We start from the raw sequence: 24,591 nt of genomic DNA on the forward strand, positions 1-24,591 counted from the left end.
CCTGGGCTTTCGCCGATGTTGCTGCGATGGTGGACATGTTTGAATCGCTCCCCAAATCCGTTGCAAAATTTATTGTGGCTTCTCGCTCGCTGCGCCGAACTTCTGTCGGCTCATTGCAGAGAACTTCGATGCAAAAGGTAGCATTGCGGGGAAATGCGACCCAATACGACTTTAGGCCGTGCGCAAGGGGCTGTGCGCAGACGTCGCAGTGGCGAAAACGTCCTTCCGGACGTGCGCGTGCATATGAAATATTGCGTTGCACAATGGCCCGCGTTCACCAATTTACCGCGTGGCAGCATTGGACGCTTGCAAGACGTTGTCGCGCGGGGGACACTTGTGGCGAAATGCGCTTTTGCGCGTCGTCTCAACGCGGTCGCTGGTTCGCCGCAAGATTTTTGCATGGATTTTGATGACCGTTATCGCTCCCTCGCGCCTCATTATTGCCGACGATCATCCGTTGTTCCGCGGTGCATTGCGGCAGGCGGTCAGCAGTGTGCTGCCGACGACCACGGTCGATGAAGCCGGTACATTCGAGGATCTGACCAAACTGCTGGAACAGGATTCCGACGTCGATCTGATCCTGCTCGATCTGTCGATGCCCGGGATCAGCGGATTCTCGGGACTGATTTACCTCCGAGCACAGTATCCCGCGATTCCGGTGGTTATCGTCTCCGCCAGCGATGACGTCGGTACGATCCGCCAATCGCTGGACTTTGGCGCGTCAGGCTTCATTCCAAAGCGCTTCGGTGTGGATACGCTGCGCGATGCCATCGTGCGCGTGATGGATGGCGACGTCTGGGTTCCACCGGACGTCGACATGTCCGCAGCAGCCGATCCGGAAATGAGCAAACTGCGCGATCGGCTGGTGACGCTAACGCCGCAGCAGGTCCGCGTGCTGATGATGCTGTCGCAAGGACTGCTCAACAAGCAGATCGCCTATGAGCTTGGCGTGTCCGAGGCGACTATCAAGGCGCATGTCTCGGCGATTCTGCAGAAGCTTGGTGTCGAGAGCCGCACCCAGGCCGTGATCGCCGCGGCGAAGATCGCCGGCGGCCAGTGGCGCCAGGGCGAGCAGACGCCGCAATAATCGGACTATTCCGCCGCGATCATCTGCTGCGTGCGCCATTGCCCGAGCAGAGCGCGCAGCGACGCCGGTTTGACCGGCTTGTTCAGCACCGCGATCTTGTCCTGGCGCGCGGCGGACTGCACATGCGGGCTGCGGTCGGCGGTGATCAGGATGGCCGGGATCTCCTTGCCGAAACGGTTGCGGATTTCCCGGATCGCGGCGACGCCGTTGCCGCGGTCGAGATGATAATCGACGAGGAGGCCCGTGAGGCGGCGGCCAGAGCCCTGGATTTCGGCAATCGCGTTCATCGCGGCTTCCGGATCAGGGACCGCGACGACCTCGGCTCCCCAGGCCTGCAGCAGCGTCTTCATGCCATCGAGAATCGCCATGTCGTTCTCGATACAGACAACGAGCGTGCCCGACATAGGTGACTTCGACAGCGGCGTCGCGCTGGTGACCGCGGTGGTATGATTGATCGCCTTGGCCACCGGCACCGTCACCGAGAAGAACGAGCCGCCGCTGCGATTGGAATCCAGCGCGATGCCGTGATTGAGCACATGCGCGAGCCGCTTAACGATCGACAGACCGAGCCCGAGGCCGCGCGCGATCCGCGCGCCCTGTTCAAGCCGGTGAAACTCCTTGAAGATCTCGCCACGCTTGAGGATCGGAATGCCGACGCCGGTATCGTAGATGCCGATCTGCAAGGACTCGCCGCGGCGCCGGCAGCCGACCAGCACGCGGCCATGCGGCGTGTATTTGATCGCGTTCGAGATCAAATTCTGCAGAAGACGCCGCAGCATCAGGCGATCGGATTCGACGGGCAGTGAGCACGGCACGAATGAGAGCTTGACGCCGCGGGCGTGCGCGATCGGTGCATATTCGATCTCGAGCGATCGCATCAGGTCGCCGATGCGGAAACTCGATATCGCGGGACTCATGGCGCCCGCATCCAGGCGCGAGATGTCGAGCAGCGCTCCGAGGATTTCCTCGATGGCCTCCAGCGAGTCGTCGATATTCTCGACCAGCCGCGCATCCTCGCCGCCGCTCTTTCGTTCGACCAGGCTGGTGACATAGAGCCGTGCGGCATTGAGCGGCTGGAGAATGTCGTGGCTGGCGGCGGCCAGAAAGCGAGTCTTCGAGATATTGGCATCTTCCGCGGTGCTTTTGGCGAGCGCCAGTTCGGAATTCAGCCGTGTCAGTTCCTCGGTGCGGTCGCGGACGCGTTTTTCCAGCGTGGCATTGGCGCGCTCCAGCGCTTCTGCTGCCTCAAAGCTGGGCGTGACGTCGGAAAAAGTTAGCACGAGCCCGCCATCGGGCATTTTGTTGGTACGCACTTCGATGACGATCTGGCGGTCCTGCAGTCGTTCAAGATAGGGTTCGCCCTCAGTCGTGTAGGCAGCCAACCGCGCCTGCGTCAGGGTTTCGTTGTCGCCATAAGGCGACGCGCTCTGGATGCCGATGAATTCCAGAATCTCCCGGAGCGGAATGCCGATCTGTACGATCTGTGGCGGCAGGCCGAGCAGTTCGCCGAACTGCCGGTTTGACACGATCAGCTGCAGGTCGGGGTTGAAGACGGCGATGCCCTGGCGGACGTGGTTGAGCGCGGTCTGCAGGATCTCGCGGTTGAAGTGCAGCGCCGCATGCGAATCGTCGAGCAACTTTAAGGCAGCTTTGGCCGACACCGTGCGCTTGCGCAACAACAAAGACATCACCACGCGGGAGGAGGCTGCGCCGATCGATGACGCGATCAGATATTCTGCGTGCTGCAGCAGTTCGAAATCCGCAGGTGCGGCCGGATCGAGATCGACACGGCGACGCGTGGCGAAAGCATCGAAGGATTCGCGCGCGCGGTCCGGGCCGAGATATTGGGTCACGGTGCTGAGAATGTCCTGCACCGTCACCGTGGTCCGCCAGCGCCGGAATGCCGGTGTGATCGGCGCCAGCGTATTGGGTACGAAGACATCGGCCTGCAGCCGTTCGATCGACGACGGCGCCCGCATCAGCGACAGCACGATATAGGTCAGGATATTGAGCGACAGGCTCCACAACGTGCCGTGCAGCAGCGGCGGCAATTCAGTGCCGAGGAGGTCCTGCGGCCGCAACGCCTCGATACCGAACGGGCCGTGCTGCAGGAACAGGACGCCTGCGGTGCTGCTTTCAAGGAAGCTCGGGATGAACAGCGTATAGGCCCAGACGATGAAGCCGACCACCATGCCGCCCATGGCGCCGCGGGCGGTCGCACGCCGCCAGATCAGCCCGCCAAAAAAAGCTGGAGCGAGTTGCGCGATGGCGGCAAATGACAGCAGGCCGATGGCGGCCAGTTGCGTATTGCCGAGCGCGCGGAAATAGAAATAGGCCATCACCATGATGGCGAAGATCGAAAACCGCCTTGCCTTGAGCAGGAAGTTGCCGAAGTCGGTCTGCTCATTCTGCGTCTGTGGCCCGCGCCGCAAGACCAGTGGCAACACGATATCGTTGGACACCATAATGGCCAGCGCAACGCATTCGACGATCACCATGGCGGTGGCAGCCGACAAGCCGCCGATGAACACCGCCATACTGAGCGTGCTGGAGCCAGCTTCGATCGGCAGCGCCAGCACATACATGTCGCTGTCGACCGCGCCGAACGGAAAGGTCACGAGGCCCGCCAGGGCGATCGGAATGACGAACAGATTGATGGCGATCAGATAGGTGGGAAACAGCCAGCGCGCACGGCTCACTTCCGAGTCGCTGGAATTCTCGACGACGCTGACGTGGAACTGCCGGGGCAGCAGCATGATGGCGCAGAACGACAGCAACACCATCGTGAGGAAATTGCCGAATGACGGCACATAGTTGATGGCGCGCATCGCCTCTGGTGTCTTCATCGCGCGCTCGACCAGCTCCGAGGGGCCGAACATCCAGAATGTCACGAAGGCGCCGGCGATGATGAACACCACCAGCTTGACGATGGATTCGGTAGCCACGGCGAGCATCAAGCCGTGCTGATGTTCGGTCGCATTGGTCTGCCTTGTACCGAACAGTACGGCGAACATCGCCATTGCGAGAGTCACGACCAGTGCCATGTCGCCGACGATGGGAACGCCGGCAATGGCCTTGTCTTCGCCGAGGATCGTTTCCAGCGACGACGCCACGGCTTTCAGCTGCAGCGCAATGTACGGAACCGAGCCGATGATGGCGATCACGGCGACGGTGGCGGCGACGGCCTGGCTCTTGCCGTAACGTGCGGCGATGAAGTCGGCGATCGAGGTGATGTTCTGGGTCTTGGCGAGATGGATCACACGCCGCAGCACGGGCGAGAAGAAGGCAAAGAACAGGATCGGGCCGACATAGATGGCGAGGAAATCCACGCTGGTCCGGCTGGCCACGCCGACCGAGCCGAAGAACGTCCATGACGTGCAATAGATCGCCAGCGACAGCGGATAGATGACGGCCTTGGCACGGCCGCTCTGGAACAGCGCTATCCGGTCGCCGTAGCTGGCGACGCAAAACAGAAATCCGATGTAGCAGAGGGCGGCAACAATCACGCCCCAGTCGTGCAGCATCGCGCGTGCTCCCTTTGGCGGGCTGAAGCCCGTCCGTCAGGCGAAAATCTAGCCGGTTGCGCCGGTGCAGGCGACAGGGATTTGGTCGGACGCCGGGGAATGCCGGATCGTCGTTAAATCCAGCGCGGGCCGAAAAAGGCGATCAGGATAATGAACAGCCACGCGGTCACGCCGGCCAGCAAAGCGAGGCGGTAATCGAACGTGCCGACCGTGAGATAGCAGATGCCGAGAAAAGCGAGATAGGCCGGAATGGTCTTCGCGCCGGCCATGCAGGCTTCCCGGAAGCCTGCACTGTCGCCTTTTGCGCCGACGATGAGGAGCGCAATGATCGCAAAGGTCGGAAACAACGGCAGAATGCCGGGCAGCGTGTTGCCCCGTTTGGACAACCAGGCAATCAGGGCGGTGAGCAGTCCGCCGAGAATACCTTTCCAGATGATGTCCACGAAAGTTCTCCGATTCCCCGGAAGGGCATACATGCAATTAGAACTCGTCATGGCCGGGCTTGACCCGGCCACCCAGCTTCTCTTGCACACGAACCCGAAAAAATGGATGCCCGGGACAAGCCCGGGCATGACGGTATTCTAGCTATTTGCAGTTTTACTCCGCCGCCAGCGCCTTGGTGCGCAGTGGCAGGCCGAGTTCATCCCACACCTGCAGCAGCGATTCTGCGAGGTGATCGATCAGCACATCGTCGTGATAGGGCGACGGCGTGATGCGGAGGCGCTCGGCGCCCTTGGCGACGGTCGGGTAGTTGATCGGCTGGATGTAAATACCATGCTCTTCAAGCAGCAGATCGCAGGCCTTCTTGCAGAGTTCGGCATCGCCAACGAACACCGGCACGATATGGGTGTCGGTGGACATCACCGGAATTCCGGCCGCGGTGAGGATCGCCTTGACCCGCGCAGCGCGGTCCTGATGGCGTTCGCGTTCCCAGCTCGAGCTCTTCAGGTGTTTGATCGCAGCGGTCGCGGCCGAGCAGATCGCCGGCGGCAGCGCGGTGGTGAAGATAAAGCCCGGCGCATAGGAGCGCACGGCGTCTACAATGTCCTTGTTTGCTGCGATATAGCCACCGAGGCAGCCATAGGCCTTGGCCAGCGTGCCTTCGAGCACGTCGATGCGATGCATCACACCGTCGCGCTCGGCGATGCCGCCGCCGCGCGGGCCATACATGCCGACGGCATGGACTTCGTCGACATAGGTCATGGCGCCATAGCGTTCGGCGAGATCGCAGATCGCAGCCAGTGGCGCGACGTCGCCATCCATCGAGTACAGGCTCTCGCAGGCGATCAGCTTCGGCCGCGCGGGGTCGGTGGCCTTCAGCAGTTCTTCGAGATGCGCGACATCGTTATGGCGGAACACGACGCGGTCGCAGCCCGCCTGCCGGATGCCTTCGATCATCGAGTTATGATTGAGCGCATCGGACAGGATCAGGCAATTCGGCATCAGCTTGGCGAGCGTCGAAATGCCGGTCTGGTTCGACACGTAGCCCGAGGTGAACAGCAGGGCGGCCTGCTTGCCGTGGAGGTCAGCCAGTTCTTCCTCGAGCTGGACCAGCGGATGATGCGTGCCTGCAATATTGCGGGTGCCACCGGCCCCGGTGCCGACGCGGGTCGCAGTCTCGACCATGGCGCCAACCACTTTCGGGTGCTGGCCCATGCCGAGGTAATCGTTGGAGCACCAGATCACGACATTGCGCGGACCATTCGGCGTGTGCCAGACCGCATGCGGGAACCGACCGGCAATGCGCTCGAGATCGGCGAAGACACGATAGCGGCGCTCGTCATGCAAACGATTGAGCGCGTCACTGAAGAACTTGCTGTAATCCATCGCAAAAGACCCAAAAACGAAACCCGAACCCAGCGTCAGGTGCGTTTTAGAGCTTTTCCAGCTTGGCTGTCGAGGCGCAATTGGTCAATTTGACCAAGTGCCGCGGCTTTTGATGTGCATCAAGAGCCTGAGGTTATTCACGAATTTTGTTGCGCTGCAGGTTACGTCGATTTGAACCGCAGCATGCCATCGGCGCCCATTGTCGAGGTCAGCCGCTTCTGCGCCAGCATGTGATTGACGTGGGCGATCAATTCGCCGGCGGCAAATCCGGTCTGGTGGGCGTCGAGCTTGTGCTTGTGAAACACCACCGGCACCAGTTGGGCGGATGTCTTGCCGGCATCCTTGCATGCGGCGGCAATCATCTGGCAGCGCTCTTCGTGATGGTCTGCGAGCTGCTTGATGCGGATCTTGAGGCCGTGAAACGGCACGCCATGACCGGGCAGCACGAGCACATCGTCGGGCAGCGTATCAGCGAGACGCTTCAGCGAATGCAGATAGGAGCCGAGCGAATTCTCGTCGGGCTCGTGCGCCCAGACGCTCACATTCGGCGAGATCTTGCTCAGCACCTGATCGGCCGACAGGAACAGTTTGTCGGCTTCGCAATACAGCATCACCTGATCCGGCGAATGGCCGGCGCCGGAGAGCACGCGGAAGGTGCGTGTGCCGATCACGAGATCGTCGCCATCGGACAACCGGCGATAGGCCGCCGGTAGCGGCACCGTCTTCTTCAGATACTCTTGGCCGCGGCCGAGCAATTGCTCGGTGATATCTGCATCCATGCCGTGGCGATGGAAGAACTGCCGCATATTGACGATGCGCTCTTCGGTGCGGCGGTGCTGGTGATAGACGCCCTGCAGATATTCGACTTGCGACATATAGAAGGGGCAGTTGAACCGCTGCACCATCCAGCCGGCCTGGCCGACATGATCGGGATGCGCGTGGGTGACAATCACCTTGCTGATCGGTTTGCCCTTTAGCGGACCTTCGAACAGTTTCGTCCATGCAGCGATGGTGGCGTCATTGCCGATGCCGGTATCCACCATGGCCCAGCCGTCGCCGTCGGCGAGCAGATAGATGTTCACATGGTTGAGACGAAACGGCAGGTCGAGCCGGATCCAGAGAACGCCCGGGGCGATTTCGACCACCTGATCGGTACCGGGATGGTTCTCCCAGGGATAGCGGAGGTCATCGGCTGGCTTTGTGCTGGCGTCTGTTTTCGAATGCATCGGTTCTGTCACAATGTCCTTTTCATCCGGCTTAGCGGGCCAAGGACCCCTGCGCCAGCACAAATTCGGCTGGCGCAGGGCATGGGTTTATGCGCTGGCGCGCATATCGGCCTGTGCTGAAGCGGTAACCGGCAGAGCCGGCGTGCTCTTTCCGCTCACGTCGTCGAGCCGTGAGGTCATACCGAGCCGGTCCAGCAGGTTGGCGTCGCGGTCGGTCTGGGGGTTTTTCGTGGTCAGCAGCACGTCACCGATGAAGATGGAATTGGCGCCGGCGACGAAGCACAGTGCCTGCAATTCATCGGTCATATATTGCCGTCCGGCGGAAAGCCGCACCACGCTCTTCGGCATCATGATACGCGCCACCGCAATCATGCGGACCAGCGCGATCGGATCCGGGCGTTCGGCGGTGTCGTTGACCGGCACGCCCTTCACTTCGTTCCACATATTGATCGGCACGCTGTCCGGATGATGCGGCAGGTTGGCCAGCAGCATCAGCATGCCCAGGCGATCCTCGACCTGCTCGCCCATGCCGATGATACCGCCGCAGCAGACCTTGAGGCCGGCATGGCGCGCCCGCGCCAATGTCTCGATGCGATCTTCCATCGTGCGCGTGGTGATGATCTTGCCGTAGAATTCCGGCGAGGTATCGACATTGTGATTGTAGAAGTCGAGACCGGCGTCCTGCAGGCGTTTGGCCTGATCTTCCGTGAGCATGCCCAGCGTCGCGCAGGTTTCGAGGCCGAGATCCTTCACCGCGCTGACCATGTCGCATACGCGGTCGAGATCTTTGTCCTTGGGATTGCGCCAGGCCGCGGCCATGCAGAAGCGGCTCGCACCGGCATCCTTGGCGCGCTGCGCCGTGGCAACCACGGCGTCGCGATCCATCAGCTTGGTCGCCTTGACGTCGGTGTTGTAGTGGGCGCTTTGCGAGCAATAACCGCAGTCTTCCGCGCAGCCGCCGGTCTTGATGCTGAGCAGGCTCGCAGTCTCGACGTGATTCGGATCGAAATTGCTGCGGTGGGTGCTCTGCGCCTGGAAAATCAGGTCCGCAAACGGCAAGTCATACAGTGCTTGGGCTTCATGACGTTGCCAGTCGTGGCGCAGTTCGGTCGATGTCCATGCAGAGGGAGTTGGGGGCATTCACGCGATCCTTACATTCTGCGCAGCCACCGATCACGGGCTGCTGTGAAAGCAGTCCATGATTTTGAGGGTTGGAGCAATGACGCTGGCCGGGTGCAGCCATGCGCTGGATCGCCGCTCCTATGCCGCGCGGATGCTGGTCAGGAATTCGTCGATTTCACCGCGAAGAACGTCGGCCTCGCGGCGCAGTTCGCCCGAGGCGCCGAGTACGTCGTTGGCAGCCGTGCCGGCCTGCGTCGATGCATCGCTGACGCCGACAATGTTGCTCGACACTTCGCTGGTGCCGCCGGCGGCGTGCTGGATGTTGCGCGCGATCTCGCGTGTTGCCGCACCTTGCTGTTCGACGGCGGTGGCGATGGCAGCACTCACATGATTGATCTCGGCGATGGTCTGCCCGATGTTGCGGATCGCTCCGACGGCGGTGGAAGTGACCTGCTGCATCGAGACGATCTGCGTGCGAATCTCGTCGGTGGCTTTTGCGGTCTGATCGGCAAGGCTCTTCACTTCCGATGCCACGACGGCGAAGCCGCGGCCGGCATCGCCAGCGCGCGCTGCCTCGATGGTCGCGTTGAGCGCCAGGAGGTTGGTCTGCGACGCGATAGTCTGGATCAGATCGATCACCACACTGATGCGATTGGCGTTGTCGGCCAAGCCCTGCATCGTTGCATCGGTTTCGCCGGCCTCGTTGACGGCCTTTGCGGCGATTTCGGTCGACGTGACGACCTGTCGGCTGATCTCGTTGATCGATGACGACAGCTGCTCGGTCCCGGCCGACACCGTCTGGACGTTTACCGAGGTTTCCTCTGCGGCCGATGCGACGGCGCTGACCAGCGCGCTGGAGCGATCGGCAGTGGCTGACATGCTCTGCGCGGTCGATTGCATGGAATCGGCCGAGCTCTGCAGTTTCTCCAAAGCATTGCGCACCTTGCTCTCGAAGTCGACGATGCGAGCTTCGATGCGCGACGTGCGTTCGCCCTTGGCAATGCGGTCCTGATCCTGCTCCGCGCTGAGCGTGCGGGCGTTGATCATGCTGTCGCGGAACACTTCGAGCGTGCCCGCCATCGCCGCGATTTCGTCCTGCTGGCGGCTGCGGGCGATCTCGGTGTCGAGATCGCCGCTGGACAGCCGCTGCATCGCGCGCTGCAATTGCGCGAGGCGGCGCAGAATGCTGCGGCCGACATAGAGCCAGACGAACAACGCCGATCCGATCAGCGTCAGCGCGCCGAGGCCGAGCATCACCTGCGTCGCCAGCGTGATTGTCGTCTGCGCCTGTGTCGTGGCGGCGTCGGTTTCGCTGCGCACCTTGTCGACCAGTTGCTTGACGCTCATACCGAGGCCGACATTGAGCTTGCGCGTCTCGTCGAGGATGAGTTCGCCATATTCGACAGTGTCCATCTCTTTCTGGCGCACCTTGAAGACGCTGTTCTTGCCGTCGCCGATCGCCAGCAGCTGCAAGGCGGCTTCTTTGAGTTCTTTGGTTCCCTTGATGCCGACGAGAGCATCGAGATTCGATTTGACGCGGGTCTGGGCGGCCTTGAAGTTGTCTTCGATCGGAGAGAGCGCTTCGGACGAGCCGGCCGACAGTGCGGCCATCAGATCGGACGAGATCAGGTTGGTGCTGGCGACGACTTCGCCGACCTGCACGATGACGCGCGCGGCTTCGCCCGAATCTTCGGCCGAGAATACTGTTGCCCGCAGCGTGTCGTTCATCACGTTCTGGGCGTCGGTGGCGGCTGGTTCCGACATCTTGACGAAGTTTGCTGCAGCGGTGCGCAGGGAGTCGTATTGCTTCTGATGCTGGGCGACGGCGTCGAGACGTTCCTGGGTGGCAGCGCCAAGGCTGCGAATCGTGTCTTCGATGTTCTTGACGGTATCGGCCAGAGCCGCGACCACGGCCTTGTCGGCGCCGAGCTTGGCGATGGTGTCGAGCTTCTCGACTGCAATCTTGTGCGTATCCCGCATGCGCTGCGAGCGTTCCTTCAGAACGTCGGGGCTGCTTGATGCCAGCAGCATCGGGCCCTGGCTGGCAAGGCTCTCGCTGGCGGTGGCCAGTTGAAGGCTGGCGGTCAGTTTCGGAATGTCCCGGCCGTTCAGGTCCGTCATCATGCCGCCGAGCTGACCGAGAATCATGCCGGCACCGGCACTGATCAGGATCGCCATGCCCGCGATAACAGCAAAGGCGGCGAACAGGCTGCCGCGAATGCCCCAACGGGGCCGTGAGAAACGAAACCGTCCGAATTTTCCGATGAATGACGTCAGTGCCATGATTCCCCCAACGTCCGTCGTACTGGTGACGGATCGCGCAGAGAGTATGTCGGTACCGGGTTAATATTCGGGTAAATCGGCAACCTTTGGCTGTCGCGGGGCTTGCGAGGTTACCAAAGGGTAAAACAAAAAGACCGGCGTTTCCGCCGGCCTTTCCGTAGTTACGAGCCTGAAATCAGGCGCGAAGCTCAGTACTTCGCAACAACCGGGCCACCCCAGTTGAAGCGGTAGTTCAGGCCAGCCTTGACGGTGTGCTCGTCGTTGCGGGACGACACGCCAGCCAGCGCGACCGGGGTCGTGAAGGTGGTCTTGCCGAAGTCGTAGTACTGGTACTCAACCTTGCCCGACCAGTTCTGGGTGAACAGGTATTCGAGGCCGGCGCCGACGGTGTAACCGTCATGCTTGGTGCCAGCTGCGAAGGCAACCGGAACGCTACCAGCGGTCGTGACCAGCGATTCGCTGTAGTCGGAGTAAGCGTAGCCGCCCTTCACGTAGAGCAGTGCCGGACCCCAAGTGTAACCGATGCGACCGGTGACCGAGCCGAGGCCCTTCTGGTTCAGGTTGTAGGTGACGCCTGGCGTGGTGAGGAAAGCGACGTTGGTGTTGTTCGAACCAACCCAGCTGTACTGACCTTCGATACCAACGACCCAGTTCGGAGCGAACTGGTAGTCAGCGCCGATCTGCAGACCGCCGAGGAAACGACCGTCCGAATTGTCGGAGGTGCCGCCGAAGCCGTTGCTGCCGTTGAAGGCGCCGCCGACGTGACCGCCGATGTAGAAACCGGTCCAGTTGTAGATTGGGGCGGCAACGTAAGCCGGAGCCTTGGTGTAGGGGCGAGCAGCGAGGTCAGCGGCCATTGCCGGAACCGAGGCGCCCAGGGCGATCAGGGCAACGGTGCCCATCAGGAAGTTCTTCATTTTTTTCTTCTCCAGAAACCATTTTAGAGCGAGAGCGCGTTCACTCCGTCTATGGCGTGGACTTAGACAGCTTTTGCGTAAAATGCTGTCACCCATTCGCCACAGCAATCGACAACCCGACACGATCTGGAGTGGCGCAACGGCATGCTTATCGACGCCTTAATAAAAGCGGAAAGATGCCTTAATTTACAGAGGTTTGGCGGACCAGCGTACCTGCTCGCGCTAACCCGCAGCAGTTTGGTTTTGCTCTAGATCGATTTATTGTGATCGGCAAAACTACAGCGCTTTATCTGCATCGCCTGAAACCTCCCGCATCACATTTGGAACGTCTCAAAGCGCTGTGCGAATGCCGGCTGCGTGATGACACCGACCGGTCTGTCATGGGAAACAAAAAACGCGCGATCCGTTAAATGTTTGCGTGGTGCCGGTCGGCGCCTCCGTGAATGGAATCGCGTTGCATGCAGGTTGAGCGGATTTTACGTGAATACGGCCACTTCCTTCGGCCGATGAGTGAGGCACCACGCGACGGTCAGCGGATCCTTGGCCACTCTGCCCAAGGTGGTGCCCAGGGCGGCCACCTCATTTCCTGCTACTGGGAACTGCGCCCTCAAGGCCTGATCGGGCCAAACTGGGTGGAGGAGCGCGATAGCCCCATCGGTTATATCGACCGCTATTTCGATGGCTGGATCGGGCCCCGCGAATTCAGGCTGCTTGATTCGGTCGCCATCAACCGGTTGCTCGTCGCTTACATCGACGATGCGCGCGCCGCCGATAACCGCGAGGCGCTCAAAATGCTCGAAGCGGGAGAGGGTTAGAGCATCATCCCGAAAAGTGGATACCGGTTTTCGGATAAGATCATGCCCTATAAAGAAAAATGCTCCATCCGCTTTGGGAAGAGCTGATGGAAGATCAAGGGAGATGGCTCGGGCCGGGAGCTTCGCAGCAGACCCGGCCCTGACCGCCAATCCGCAGCTCTAGAACGCCTTGTTGGCTTCCGGACGATGCGTATTTTTCGGCACGAAGCCCGAGCGCGTGGCTTCGCGCTGGTTGCGCACCCAAACCTCGCGATTGGGGTGCAGGCCGGCGCCGCGGGTCGCAGGAACGGCGCTGAGCCGCGCACGGTGCAGCAAGCGGGTGTCGGCGTCACCGCAATTCGGATGAATGCCGCCATTGTCCGCGACCACCTTGTCCCAGGCCGCCTTGCGCTGCTTGAAGACCATGGGATTCTTGAGCTGCGTGCAGTTCAGTTCGTTGACGTTGAGATCCGCGATGATCTCGTCACCATCCTCGATCAATGCGATGGGACCGCCCAGCGCGGCCTCCGGACCGACATGGCCGATGACAAGACCGACCGATCCGCCGGAGAAGCGCGCATCGGTCATCAATCCCACCACGATATTGCGTTCGCGGCACAGCGTGGTGATGCGCGAGGTCGGGTCGAGCATTTCGGGCATGCCGGGCGCGCCGACCGGGCCATCGTAACGCACGATGATCACGTCGTGGTTCTGGAAACGCTCCGGATGCTTGTCGAGCGCCGCGATCAGGCCGCGCTCGCCTTCGAACACGCGCGCAGTGCCGCGGAACAGATTGTCCTCAAGGCCGCCTTCGACGCCGGCGAGCTTGAGAATGGCGGAGAATTCCGATGACAGGTTGCCGCCGAGCACGCGCAACCCGCCGGTCGGCTTGTAGGGCTTGGCAACGGTGTAGACGACCTTGCCGTCGGCTGGCTTGGTCTCGAGGCGCTTGATCTGCTCGGCCAGCGTCTCGCCGGTGCAGGTCATGACGTCGCCATTGATCAGGCCGGCTTGCATCAGTTCGCGCACGATCACCTGCACGCCGCCGACATTGTCGATGTCCACCATCGAATACTTGCCATAGGGGCGGGCGTCGGTGAGCACCGGCACAAGATATTGCGACAGATAGTTGAACTCTGCCGGCGTCATGACTTCCTTCCAGAAGTCGGCGAAGCCTGCGGCGCGCGCGATTTCCGGCGCATGCAGCGTCACGTTCGTCGAGCCGCCGATCGCCATCGCGACGATGACGGCGTTGCGGATCGAGTCACGACTGACGATGTCGCGCGGCTTGATGCCCTTGGCGATCATGTTGGAGAGATAGCTGACGAGTTGCTCCGGGAATTCCTTCAGGCGGCGCGGATCGTCAGATGGCGGCGCCACCATGTGCAGCGGCTGCATGCCGACCACGCCGATGAAGGTCTGCATGGTGTTGTAGGTGAAGATGCCGCCGCAGCTCCCGATGCCCGGGCAGGCATGGCAGGCGATGTGGTGGCGATACTTTTCATCCGGACTGCCGGCGACCTGATAGGCACTGACGATGTCCAGCTTCTCGCCATTGTCGGGATCGGTGCCGGGATGGATCGAACCGTCCGACATGATGATCGACGGCTCGTTGTGTTCGAGCAGCGCGGCCAGCGTGCCGACCGGCGGCTTGTCGCAGGCGACAACGGCGATGGTGCCGAGCAGGCCGGTGGCGCTCAGATGCTCGGAGAGCGCATCGTTGGTCACTTCGCGGCCGATCAGCGAATAGCGCATCTCGCGGGTGCCGTTGCGGATGCCGTCCGAGGTCGCAATGGTGTATTCCGGCTGCACGAGGCGATAGGGGAGCTGACCCTTGCCGCGACCGATGCGCTTCTTCAGGCTCTCCTGGATCGCGTCCACCTTGGACATCACGCCCATATAGCACTGGCTGTCGCCCTTGGTGCCGACCACGCCCACCGACGGCTCATGAATGAGCGTTTCATCGGTGCCGAGCACACGCGCCATGCCAATGGTCTGCGCGGAGCGGCCGGGATGGTTGTCGATGGTGACGACGGGCGACTTGGACACGACGAATTCCTTCCTGACGGCGTTCTTGATCTGCGAAGCTTGAATGCACCGTCGCCGGCGCTCGGCATTGGCGCATGTCAGACCCTGCGGTCAGGGCAGGGTCCGTCCACGATCCAATTTAGGATCGGTCTAGCCAGTGCATAACCCCCGAAGATCGCAAACACAATCGGATTGCCCCTCCGCTGGAACAGGGCTGCCTTGTCGCCGTCCGGTGCCGCAAAGCAGCAAAATTCCAGGTGCCATTTACGCGATCAGGCTATTTCTGCATGGTTTTGACAAACCAATCGGGTAATCGCCTTCTGCGCCATCACAGCGGATCGCGTCGATACGGAGTTCGAGATTGAGCGTTGCCTTCACCAAGGAAGAAAGTGCCGAAACGGCTGCGGAAACCCTGCTGCCCGACCGCCCGATCTCGCCTCATCCGAACCTTGTGACCGAAGCCGGTTTGAAGGCACTTGAGGCGCAGCTCCAGCAGGCGCGCGAAGCGCATGATGCTGCGAGCCTGATCGATGACGTGAACGAGCGGCGGCGGCAGGCGGCTATTCCCTTGCGCGACATGCGCTATTTTACGGCACGCGTGCGTACGGCCCAGCTCATGCCGGCCCCGACATCGACGGATACCGTCGCCTTTGGGAGCACGGTGACTTTCAGCCGCAACGACGGGCGTGTGCAGACCTATCGGATCGTGGGCGAGGACGAAGCGGATCCCAAGGCCGGTTCGATTTCCTTCGTCTCGCCGGTGGCGAAATCGCTGATGGGCAAGGCCGTCGGTGACGTCGTCGGCGCAGGCCCTCAGGAGCTCGAGATCATATCAATCAAATAGAGGACGCCGTCGCGGCGGCGGCTTCGCGTCTGACGTCAGTCGCGAAGCCGATATTCAATCGCAGCAGCGTCACGCCAGCGCGTCAGATTCCCGCGCTGGACTCCAGCCGCTCATTGAGCTTCTGATCGACCACCTCGACCGTGCGGTCGATATTTGCATTGGTCATGCCGAGCTGATGCGAGATCAGCTTCACCAGAAGATCGACCCGCTCGATAAACGGCGCGCCGGCCGCGACGGCACGGGCGGCCGATGACGGCTTGAGCAGGCTCTCCGCCGCCTTGGCATATTTCGCGAACGGGACCTGATCCTCGGGATCGGCGCCGAGACGCCGCGCCACGGCATCGACATGCTCGTAGATCGACTGCGACACTTTCAGGTCGCCGTGTACCGCCTCGCGGATCGACTGCGGCTCCTCGGGCGTGATGCAGCGATAGTTGCCCGTGAGTAGCATCGACCACTTCGCCAGCGGCACGAACAGCGAGTCGAACACTTTCAGCTTCACCGGCACGTCCTGGCCGTCGAGTTTCACAGCGTCGATGTCGGCTTCGAGTTCGCGCAGCAGTTTATTGTGAGCCGGATCGGCAAAGGCCGATGCCTTGAAATTCGTTGGCAGGCCGACGTGAAGCACATTCGCGGCTTCTTCCGGCGGTCGGAAGGCCTGCGGATCGGGCGAGCACAGCGTAACCAGTCCCGGCTCGAAGCGTTCCCACACCTGCGCATTGGTATAGGCCTCTTCGAGATTCATGTCGGCCAGCCCCGGAATGCGCTTGAGATAGGGCAGCGGCGGCATGTTCATGATCGACAGGCACGGCAGCTTCGCCGCGGCGATCTTGATCATCAGAACGCGGATCGTGTGGTTGGTATATTGCGGCTCCTGCATCGCAAGACCGACCAGATCGTAGCGCGACAGCTCGACCTGATCCGGTGAGGTCGCATCCAGTTTGCCTGGCAGGTCGCGTGAGAAGATGGCGCGGTGGGTCGGCTCGTCACGCAGCTTGATGCGCACTTCAGTACCATCGCGATTGATGAGTTCGGCGGTCTTCTTCCGGCACACGAGGGTCACGTTATGACCTGCCATCAAGAGCTTCGTCGCCAGCAACGAGCCGTAGGAAGCTCCGAGAATCAGAATATTCCGCGCCATGGTGTTTCGTCCCTCGCGTGATGTGTGCGCCAGATCCGAACGGTCCGGCTTTTTTAGTTGGCGCGGACACTACTGCACTGCCGCGCTGCGATCCAGATGGCGTGAGCCGATACGTGCAGAGCTGGAAGCGATTTGCTTTTCCAATGCGCCAATCTGTCCCGCCTATCGTCGTGGCGAATGAGGGAGCGATCGGGTACCGTCATAAAAACAAGGGAGGGAAACATGTCTGCGATCATCAATCGTCGTCACTTCATGGCTGCCGGATCTGCAGCCGTTGCCATGCCGTTCGTGTCGCGCGGCACATCCGCACAAGCCGCGTGGCCATCGCGGCAGATCCGCATGATCTGCAGTTATCCGGCCGGCGGGCAGACCGATCTGCTGGCGCGCGCCTTCGGTGAATATATTTCCAAACAGGTCGGACAGACTGTCGTCATCGAAAACAAGGCCGGCGCATCCGGCGCCATTGGCACAGCGGAAGTCGCGCGCGCCGAGCCAGACGGTCACACGATTCTCTGCTCCATCTCGACCACCTATGTGATGAACCGGGTGATGCTCAAGACGCCCGGCTACGACATGGACAAGGATCTGACGCTGGTCAGCGTCATTCCCGGCGCCGGATTGCCGCTGGTCGCCAGTCCGAAATCCGGCGTCAAGACGCTGGAGGACTTCGTCGCCTTCGCGCGCAAGAACGACAAGGTGAACTTCGGCACCTATAGCGTGGGCTCGGCCCCGCATATGACGATCAACGAACTCAACAAGCAGTATGGCCTCAAGATCGAGCCGATCCATTATCGCGGCGAAGCCCCGATGTGGACGGGACTGGCGGAAGGCTCGATCGATTTCGCGATGGGCAGCTACACCGCTGCGCAGACCGTACTGCAAGGCGATCGCGGTGTTGTCTTCGCCGTGCATTCGAAGAAGGTCGATGCGATTCCAAACATCAAAACGCTACCCGAGCAAGGCGCGACGTCGAAGTTCTTCACGGTGAGTGGCTTCACAGGCTGGGCTGTGCCCAAGGCGACGCCGCAGCCGATCGTCGATCGGCTGTCGCAAATCTTCGTCGCCGCCAACACCGATCCGAAAGTGAAGGAAGTTCTCAAGACCTTCGTGCTCGAACCGGCGCTCGGCTTCAAGGAGACCAATGCGCTGTATCAGAAGGAATTGCCGGTCTGGATCGAGGCGGCACAGGCGCTGGGTTTGCAGCCGGTGTAGTACTCCTGTTCACCTCTCCCCGGTGGGGAGAGGTGAACATAGCGTCGCTGCGCGCTGTATTACGCTCGTACCGAAAACCGGCTCAGCGCGTTGAGCGCCTGCACGCGAGGCTCGACGTCGCGCATGTAGATCGTCTTGCGCAGGAATTCGATTTCGCTCGACTCTTTGCTTTCCTCGACATCGATGTACCAGGACTTCGGCCGGCCGTCGGAGCCGTCGCTCCAGCGATAGCCGCGCCGTTTCAATTCATCCTTGAGATCGAAGGGTGACTGCTCTGCCCAGACCCGCATCGTTTTCTTGCGGGCGCGTTCCAGGAGAACCGCCAGTGCTGGCGCACCGAGATCGGGCAATTCGAACGCGAGAATCTCCAGCAGCGCGTGGCAGTCGTCGATCGCCCGGTGGGCCTGGTGAAAGAAGCCTGCGCCGGCGAGCAGATAGCCGAGGCGCGATCCGTCGAAGCCGTGTTTGCGCCAGTCGACTTCCGTGGCCGAGCACCCCCAGGCCTTGTGCTGGAACACCGGCCAATAGCGCTCGGAAAACTTGCGATCGAAGCTCGCATTATGCGCGATGACGATGACGGCGTCTTCGGCGAAGGCGGCGACGGCATCGGGATCGATGCGGTGACCCGCAACGATCTCATCCGTGATGCCAGTGAGCTCGGTGATCTCCGGCGGGATCGGCCGCGACGGCTCGTTGAACGCGGTGAAGACATCCGCAACGCGCGTGATGCTGCCATCCGGCAGATAGTCGAACTTGATCATGGCAAGCTCGATGACTTCGTCGCGCACCTGATCGAGACCGGTGGTCTCGACGTCGAGGAGGATTCCGGATCGCGTCGGCTGGCCATTGGCCGGCGCGAATTCGGTGCGCGGGATCAGCCGGCGGAGGACGCGATAGTCGGTCGATCTGGCGAGCGTGTCCGCCATGGCGGCAAGGCCGGGATCATCCTGCAGGCTAAGATCGTCTTGGAGCATCTGATTCCGGGCAGTTCTTTAGGCGCAGCGTGATTCAGCCATAACTATGCGCTTCGCTGAATCGGAGCAATATGCCTGTCGCCGACAGACACAGCTGCGTCCTGTTGCGCGCCGAACGCTTTCACAGTTGTGAACCGCCTGCGTCGTGCCCTGAGGCGCCAGCACACGCCGACCAGATTGGTTGCGTAATAGCTGCGCAAAGCTCCTGATTGCGTGGAAGAACAGATGCTATTTTCAGGAGTCGCAACGCGACCTGCGATTTTCCGCGGGGCGCACATGCTGCTTGCGCACCTTGACTTCACGGGTCGCTTGACCAATCTCGCGGTCAGAAAAACACTTTAACAGATTTGGGAGAAGATCATGGCCGACGCCTATATTATCGACGCAGTCCGCACGCCCCGTGGCATCGGCAAAGTGGGCAAGGGCAAGCTCGCCGAACAGCACCCTCAGCATCTGGCAGCGACCGTGCTCAAGGCGATTGCCGAGCGCAACAAGCTCAACACCGCCGATGTCGACGACGTGATCTGGTCGACCTCGACCCAGCGCGGCAAGCAGGGCGGCGATCTCGGCCGCATGGCCGCGCTCGATGCCGGCTATGACATCAAGGCGTCCGGCACCACGCTGGATCGTTTCTGCGGCGGTGGCATCACTGCGGTGAACTTCGCGGCGGCCCAGATCATGTCGGGCATGGAAGACGTCGTCATCGCCGGCGGCACCGAGATGATGTCGCTGACCGGTGCGATGGCTGCCGAAGATATGGCCGCCGGCAAGCCGCCGCTCGGCATGGGCTCGGGCAACAAGCGCCTCGCCAAGGTGCATCCGCAGTCGCATCAGGGCATCTGCGGCGACGCGATTGCCTCGATGGAGGGCATCAGCCGCGAGGCGCTCGATGCGCTCGGCCTGGAAAGCCAGCGCCGCGCAGCCATCGCGATCAAGGAAGGCCGTTTCGACAAGAGCATCGTCCCGGTGAAGGATGACGAGGGCAATATCGTGCTCGCCAAGGACGAATATCCACGTCCGGAAACCACTGCCGAAGGTCTCGCCGGTCTGAAGCCTGCTTTCGCTGCGATGGCCGATCATCCGCTGGATGAAAGCGGCATGACCTTCCGCAAGCAGATCAACCAGAAATATCCGGATCTCAAGATCGAGCATTTCCACCACGCCGGCAATTCATCGGGCGTGGTCGATGGTGCCGCAGCCTTGCTGCTGACCTCGAAGTCCTATGCGGACAAGCATGGCCTCAAGCTGCGCGCGCGTATCGTGGCCATGGCCAATATCGGTGACGATCCGACCCTGATGCTGAATGCGCCGGTGCCGGCTGCGAAGAAGGTGCTGGCAAAGGCCGGTCTCAAGAAGGAAGACATCGATCTGTGGGAGATCAATGAAGCCTTCGCCGTGGTCGCCGAGAAGTTCATCCGCGATCTCGATCTCGATCGCAGCAAGGTCAACGTCAATGGCGGCTCGATCGCGCTCGGTCATCCGATCGGCGCCACCGGCGCGATCCTGATCGGCACGGTTCTCGACGAACTCGAGCGCCGCAACCTGAAGCGCGGCCTGGTCACCATGTGCGCCGCCGGCGGCATGGCACCGGCGATCATCATCGAGCGCGTGTAAGCGCGCTTACTAACCTCTCCCCGCCATTAGCGGGGAGAGGTCGGCGCGCAGCGCCGGGTGAGGGGCTATCACTGCAGACACATCAGACGCGGACTCACGGGTCGGAAATTTCTCGACCCGTGAGTCCGCGTCTGTTGAAGCGTCAAACCCCGCCCCTCACCCTAACCCTCTCCCCGCAAATGCGGGGCGAGGGAACGTGCCGGCGTCTGGAGCGAAGCCTGCGACGGCCTTACTCGTTCGACGGCCACGCCATCGGGAACGACAGCGGCGAGATTTCCGTCAGCTTGCGGCCGGCCCAGTCGAGACTGGGTGTGCGCTCCTCGGCGCGGATCTGCGCCTCATGCACACGCAGCGCCGCGGCTGGATAGTCGAACGTCTGCACCACGCCGTCCTTCACAACCTGCCGGCCATCGACATAGACATGACGCACCGCGCGTTCCGCTGCCGCATAGATCATGCTGCGGATCGGATCGCGATGCGGCTGCATCATCGGATGGGTGACGTCGACCATCACGAGATCGGCCTTGCAGCCAGCTTCGAGCCTGCCGATGTCGTTGCGGCCGAGCGCCTTGGCGCCGACGGTGGTGGCAGCCTCGAACAGCATGGTCGAGTTCAGGCCGCGCGGATGCCCGGCCATCAGCCGCGAGGTCATCGTCACGTTCCGCATCTCCTCGATCATGTTGTGCGGATAGGTGTCGGTGCCGATCGCCACCGAAATGCCGGCCGCGCGATAGCGGCCGACATCACGCAGCGCGATGCCGCGCCGCATGAACACCGTCGGGCAATGCGCCACCGTGGTGCCGGTCTCGGCCAGCAGTGCGAGGTCGCGCTTGGTGTGCCACGGCGTCAGCGGATGGTCGTCAACGAAGATCGCATGGCCGACCAGCGAGGTCGGCCCGAGCACGCCGAGTTCGCCGAGCCACTGGATCGGCGTCACGCCATGCCGGCGGACCATCTCGTGGAATTCCGACACCGATTGCGCGGCATGGGTCTGCCACGGAATGCCGCGGCGCGTGGCTTCGGCATAGCTGTCGCGCATGAGTTGTGGCGTACACGTGTCGATCTGCGCCGGGCACATCATGCCCGACAGCCGGCCGGACGGATGCGCTTCGGCAGCGTCGATAATCGCGAATGCGTGCAGCATGGCATCCTCGCCGGCTTTCTCGTTCCATTCATAGTCCACCAGCGTGCCGTTCGGCGTGAACCAGCGCGCCGACCGAAACATCGGCGCCAGGCAGACGCGCAGCCCGCTCTCGGCGGCGAGGTCGAGCCATTGCGGATGGGCAATCGAGAGATCGGCGACTGTGGTCACGCCGGACAGCAGCAATTCCGAATAGGCGACGCGCACGCAGTCCGGCACGCCTTCCGGATCGGAACGCAGGATCGGCATGTACTCGTAGAGTGACGAATTATACAGGCCGGGCGAGCCGATCTCGTCGAGAAAGCCCTTGTTGAGCGGTTCGCTGGATGGATGCGAGTGGATATCGACGAGGCCCGGCATCACCATGAAGCCGCGGCCGTCGATGGTCTCGACCGCTTCGCCCTGATAGTCGCGGCCGGCAAACACGATCTGTCCGCCGTCGAAAGCGACATCGCCGCCGGTGACATAGGTGTGGCTGCTCTTTGTGGCGTCCCAGGCGACGACATAGTCCGCGTTGCGGATGACGGTGATGGCCAATGCTGATCCTCTCGTGGTCGACGGAATGCGCGGAACCGTAAGCGCAAGCGACCTTGCGATGCAAGATCGAGAGGTGAGCAGACCCGCCTGTCTATTCGGCACGTGCACCCCGTCTATTCGGCTCGTGCAAATGTCGATAAGAAGACGCGTTGATCTGCAAAGTCCTGAAGAGAGCTTGAACTCATGCAATACAGACATGATGGCCTTTACGCCTCCCGCCGCTCGCCGGTCATGGCGCGCAATGTGGTGGCGGCGTCGCAGCCGCTGGCGACGCAAGCGGGCTTGCGCATGCTGGAGCGTGGCGGCAATGCGCTGGATGCAGCGCTGGCTGCGGCTATCACGCTGACCGTGGTCGAACCGACCGGCAACGGCATCGGTTCGGATGCCTATTGCATCCTGTGGGACGGCAAGGAGCTGCACGGCCTCAACGCCTCCGGCCGGTCGCCGGCGGGATGGACCCCCGAGCGATTTGCAAATCACAAGACATTCCCGCATCGCGGGTGGGAGAGCGTCACCGTGCCCGGCGCCGTTTCGGCCTGGGTCGATCTGTCCGAACGCTTCGGCAAGCTGCCATTCGCTGACTTGTTCGAGCCTGCGATCTCCTATGCGGAGAATGGCTTCCACGTCTCGCCTGTGATCGCCGAACTCTGGCGCCGCGGGGCGGAGGAGTTGAAGGTCCAGCCGGGTTTCGCCGAAGCCTTCATGCCCGGCGGGCGTGCGCCTGCGGCGGGCGAATTGTTTCGCGCGCCGGGCCACGCTTATTCGCTCAAGCTGATCGCATCGACCAAGGGCGAAGCCTTCTATCGCGGCGAGCTCGCGCAGCGTATCGCTGACTTTGCGCGCGAACATGGCGCTGTGCTCGACGAGGCCGACATGGCCACGCATCGTAATGACTGGTGCGGCACCATCCATCAGGATTTCGGCGACGCATCGCTGCACGAAATCCCGCCGAACGGGCAGGGCATCGCGGCGCTGATGGCGCTGGGCATTATGCGGGCCTATGGCACCGATGGTCTCGTGCTCGACAGCGGCGATGCCTTCCATCTGCAGATCGAAGCCACGAAACTCGCTTTCGCCGATGTCTATGCCTATGCCGCCGATCTCGATTACATGCACGATGTCACCGTCGCGCATCTGCTCGATCCGGCCTATCTGGCCTCGCGCGCCAAGCTCATCGACATGAGTCGCGCTCAGGATTTCGGCGCGGGCGCGCCGAAGACCGGCGGCACGGTGTGTCTGTCCACCGGCGACGCCAGTGGCATGATGGTGTCCTATATCCAGTCGAACTATTCGGGCTTCGGCTCCGGTGTGGTCGTGCCCGGCACCGGCATCAGCCTGCAGAATCGCGGTTTCGGCTTCGTTCTGACCGATGGTCATCCCAATCAGGTCGGCCCGCGCAAGCGGCCGTTCCAGACCATCATTCCCGGCTTCGTCATGCAGGGCAAAGAGCCGCTGATGGCGTTCGGCCTGATGGGCGGCCCGATGCAGGCACAGGGCCATCTGCAGATCATGCTGCGCATGCAGCTCTGGGGGCAGGATCCGCAGACGGCGGCGGATGCGCCGCGCTGGCGCTATGTGGCCGGGTTGAAAGTGGCGATCGAGACCGCAGTACCGGACAACGTCGCCGCCGATCTCACCAGCCGTGGCCATGTCATCGAGCGCGAGCCGCCCGATTCCGCCTTCGGTTTCGGCGGCGCGCAGCTCGTGCGCAAAATCGATGGCGGCTATGTCGCCGGCTCCGACCCGCGCAAGGATGGCTTGGCTGCGGGATTTTAAGTCGATCCCGTAGCCCGGATGAGCGAAGCGACATCCGGGGCCGGCGTTTCAACAGGCGCGACACTCCCGGATATCGCTGCGCTCATCCGGGCTACGCATCTTTACCCCAGCCCGGCTGCCTTCGCGACGGTGTAGGTGATCAGGCTCGCCACATAGGAACGACAGTGCGGTGGCCAGGCTCCATTTGCTGGCCAGCGCCAGGTCGATCGCATAGACGGTGCCGGGTTCGCCGACTTCGACCTATTCTAGCAGTTGACGTGTTGCCATTCTCTCTTTGGGTCACGAAAAAGCTATAAGGCAGGCTGCTTTGGCTCGCTGAATCGCTGGGGCAATTCGTGAGCATAAAATCAAAGAACTGGAAGCATGCCGCATGGCTCGGTGCGGCGAGCGCGTTTGTCATGTCGCTCGATTTTACGACTGTTGTTCGTGCGCAGTCGACACTTCCCGCAGTGACGGTCGACGCGCCACAGCAGCAAGCGACACGGCGCCCTCAAGTCAGACGCAGCACATCAGGCGCGCGGGGTGACCGTCGTGTTGCAGCCCG

17 protein-coding genes are annotated in these 24,591 nt (G+C 61.9%); 6 read left to right on the forward strand and 11 right to left on the reverse strand.

What is annotated here, in order from left to right; all coding sequences use genetic code 11:
• Window positions 1-409 precede the first annotated feature (409 nt).
• Window positions 410-1,087, forward strand: a complete 678-nt coding sequence (locus tag A4A58_RS13040; RefSeq protein ID WP_068732722.1) for a response regulator — start codon at window positions 410-412, stop codon at window positions 1,085-1,087.
• Between the two features lie 5 nt (window positions 1,088-1,092).
• Here A4A58_RS13040 and A4A58_RS13045 read toward each other — a convergent pair whose 3' ends face one another.
• From A4A58_RS13045 to A4A58_RS13075, 7 genes are all read right to left on the reverse strand, one after another.
• The gene (locus A4A58_RS13045) at window positions 1,093-4,611 is read right to left on the reverse strand and encodes a PAS domain-containing hybrid sensor histidine kinase/response regulator (RefSeq protein ID WP_068732642.1); all 3,519 of its coding nucleotides are present in this window, start codon (window positions 4,609-4,611) and stop codon (window positions 1,093-1,095) included.
• Between the two features lie 113 nt (window positions 4,612-4,724).
• Window positions 4,725-5,054 carry a GlpM family protein gene (locus tag A4A58_RS13050; RefSeq protein ID WP_068732644.1) on the reverse strand — a complete coding sequence of 110 codons (330 nt, stop codon included), beginning with the start codon at window positions 5,052-5,054 and terminating at the stop codon, window positions 4,725-4,727.
• 154 nt (window positions 5,055-5,208) lie between these two features.
• Window positions 5,209-6,438, reverse strand: coding sequence for a 5-aminolevulinate synthase (gene hemA, locus A4A58_RS13055; RefSeq protein WP_068732646.1), 1,230 nt, complete (start codon window positions 6,436-6,438; stop codon window positions 5,209-5,211).
• Between the two features lie 161 nt (window positions 6,439-6,599).
• Window positions 6,600-7,664, reverse strand: a complete 1,065-nt coding sequence (locus A4A58_RS13060; RefSeq protein ID WP_068732649.1) for an MBL fold metallo-hydrolase — start codon at window positions 7,662-7,664, stop codon at window positions 6,600-6,602.
• Window positions 7,665-7,751: 87 nt separating this feature from the next.
• Window positions 7,752-8,804: a biotin synthase BioB gene (bioB, locus tag A4A58_RS13065; protein ID WP_068732651.1), complete on the reverse strand. Its 1,053-nt coding sequence runs from the start codon at window positions 8,802-8,804 to the stop codon at window positions 7,752-7,754.
• A 120-nt stretch (window positions 8,805-8,924) separates the two neighbouring features.
• Window positions 8,925-11,069, reverse strand: a complete 2,145-nt coding sequence (locus A4A58_RS13070; protein WP_068732652.1) for a methyl-accepting chemotaxis protein — start codon at window positions 11,067-11,069, stop codon at window positions 8,925-8,927.
• A gap of 188 nt (window positions 11,070-11,257) precedes the next feature.
• Window positions 11,258-11,986: an outer membrane protein gene (locus A4A58_RS13075; RefSeq protein WP_068732654.1), complete on the reverse strand. Its 729-nt coding sequence runs from the start codon at window positions 11,984-11,986 to the stop codon at window positions 11,258-11,260.
• A gap of 458 nt (window positions 11,987-12,444) precedes the next feature.
• On the opposite strand from A4A58_RS13075, the gene A4A58_RS30305 reads away from it, so the two are divergent.
• A complete protein-coding gene (locus A4A58_RS30305) occupies window positions 12,445-12,801 on the forward strand; it encodes a hypothetical protein (RefSeq protein WP_139069847.1) in 357 nt (118 codons plus the stop codon).
• Between the two features lie 159 nt (window positions 12,802-12,960).
• Here the strand turns inward: A4A58_RS30305 and A4A58_RS13085 are convergent, their stop codons facing one another.
• Window positions 12,961-14,829: a dihydroxy-acid dehydratase domain-containing protein gene (locus A4A58_RS13085; RefSeq protein WP_068732658.1), complete on the reverse strand. Its 1,869-nt coding sequence runs from the start codon at window positions 14,827-14,829 to the stop codon at window positions 12,961-12,963.
• A gap of 340 nt (window positions 14,830-15,169) precedes the next feature.
• Here A4A58_RS13085 and greA point away from each other — a divergent pair, with 340 nt between their 5' ends.
• Window positions 15,170-15,652: a transcription elongation factor GreA gene (greA, locus tag A4A58_RS13090; RefSeq protein ID WP_068732660.1), complete on the forward strand. Its 483-nt coding sequence runs from the start codon at window positions 15,170-15,172 to the stop codon at window positions 15,650-15,652.
• A gap of 82 nt (window positions 15,653-15,734) precedes the next feature.
• Here greA and A4A58_RS13095 read toward each other — a convergent pair whose 3' ends face one another.
• Window positions 15,735-16,793 (reverse strand): ketopantoate reductase family protein, encoded by a 1,059-nt coding sequence (locus A4A58_RS13095; protein WP_068732662.1) that lies wholly within the window; start codon window positions 16,791-16,793, stop codon window positions 15,735-15,737.
• Window positions 16,794-17,015: 222 nt separating this feature from the next.
• On the opposite strand from A4A58_RS13095, the gene A4A58_RS13100 reads away from it, so the two are divergent.
• Complete coding sequence (locus tag A4A58_RS13100; RefSeq protein ID WP_068732665.1) at window positions 17,016-18,005, forward strand: Bug family tripartite tricarboxylate transporter substrate binding protein; 990 nt, start codon at window positions 17,016-17,018, stop codon at window positions 18,003-18,005.
• Between the two features lie 59 nt (window positions 18,006-18,064).
• Here the strand turns inward: A4A58_RS13100 and A4A58_RS13105 are convergent, their stop codons facing one another.
• Complete coding sequence (locus tag A4A58_RS13105; protein WP_244499759.1) at window positions 18,065-18,979, reverse strand: 3'-5' exonuclease; 915 nt, start codon at window positions 18,977-18,979, stop codon at window positions 18,065-18,067.
• A 360-nt stretch (window positions 18,980-19,339) separates the two neighbouring features.
• On the opposite strand from A4A58_RS13105, the gene A4A58_RS13110 reads away from it, so the two are divergent.
• Window positions 19,340-20,593: an acetyl-CoA C-acetyltransferase gene (locus tag A4A58_RS13110; RefSeq protein ID WP_068732667.1), complete on the forward strand. Its 1,254-nt coding sequence runs from the start codon at window positions 19,340-19,342 to the stop codon at window positions 20,591-20,593.
• A 229-nt stretch (window positions 20,594-20,822) separates the two neighbouring features.
• On the opposite strand, the gene A4A58_RS13115 is transcribed toward A4A58_RS13110, so the two are convergent.
• Window positions 20,823-22,271 carry an amidohydrolase family protein gene (locus A4A58_RS13115; RefSeq protein WP_068732669.1) on the reverse strand — a complete coding sequence of 483 codons (1,449 nt, stop codon included), beginning with the start codon at window positions 22,269-22,271 and terminating at the stop codon, window positions 20,823-20,825.
• Between the two features lie 183 nt (window positions 22,272-22,454).
• Between A4A58_RS13115 and A4A58_RS13120 the strand changes: the two genes are divergently transcribed.
• Window positions 22,455-24,047, forward strand: coding sequence for a gamma-glutamyltransferase family protein (locus tag A4A58_RS13120; protein WP_068732671.1), 1,593 nt, complete (start codon window positions 22,455-22,457; stop codon window positions 24,045-24,047).
• The last annotated feature ends 544 nt before the right edge of the window (window positions 24,048-24,591 follow it).

The sequence above is a fragment of the Tardiphaga robiniae genome (genome assembly GCF_001618955.1).
GTDB classification, from domain to species: Bacteria; Pseudomonadota; Alphaproteobacteria; order Rhizobiales; family Xanthobacteraceae; genus Tardiphaga; species Tardiphaga robiniae_A.

Coding starts and splice junctions, on each gene's coding strand:
- A4A58_RS13040 (WP_068732722.1), top strand. CDS start 410: ATGACCGTTATCGCTCCCTCGCGCCTCATTATTGCCGACGATCATCCG.
- A4A58_RS13045 (WP_068732642.1), bottom strand. CDS start 4,611: ATGCTGCACGACTGGGGCGTGATTGTTGCCGCCCTCTGCTACATCGGA.
- hemA (WP_068732646.1), bottom strand. CDS start 6,438: ATGGATTACAGCAAGTTCTTCAGTGACGCGCTCAATCGTTTGCATGAC.
- A4A58_RS13060 (WP_068732649.1), bottom strand. CDS start 7,664: ATGCATTCGAAAACAGACGCCAGCACAAAGCCAGCCGATGACCTCCGC.
- bioB (WP_068732651.1), bottom strand. CDS start 8,804: ATGCCCCCAACTCCCTCTGCATGGACATCGACCGAACTGCGCCACGAC.
- A4A58_RS13070 (WP_068732652.1), bottom strand. CDS start 11,069: ATGGCACTGACGTCATTCATCGGAAAATTCGGACGGTTTCGTTTCTCA.
- A4A58_RS13075 (WP_068732654.1), bottom strand. CDS start 11,986: ATGAAGAACTTCCTGATGGGCACCGTTGCCCTGATCGCCCTGGGCGCC.
- A4A58_RS30305 (WP_139069847.1), top strand. CDS start 12,445: ATGCAGGTTGAGCGGATTTTACGTGAATACGGCCACTTCCTTCGGCCG.
- A4A58_RS13095 (WP_068732662.1), bottom strand. CDS start 16,793: ATGGCGCGGAATATTCTGATTCTCGGAGCTTCCTACGGCTCGTTGCTG.
- A4A58_RS13100 (WP_068732665.1), top strand. CDS start 17,016: ATGTCTGCGATCATCAATCGTCGTCACTTCATGGCTGCCGGATCTGCA.
- A4A58_RS13105 (WP_244499759.1), bottom strand. CDS start 18,979: ATGCTCCAAGACGATCTTAGCCTGCAGGATGATCCCGGCCTTGCCGCC.
- A4A58_RS13110 (WP_068732667.1), top strand. CDS start 19,340: ATGGCCGACGCCTATATTATCGACGCAGTCCGCACGCCCCGTGGCATC.
- A4A58_RS13120 (WP_068732671.1), top strand. CDS start 22,455: ATGCAATACAGACATGATGGCCTTTACGCCTCCCGCCGCTCGCCGGTC.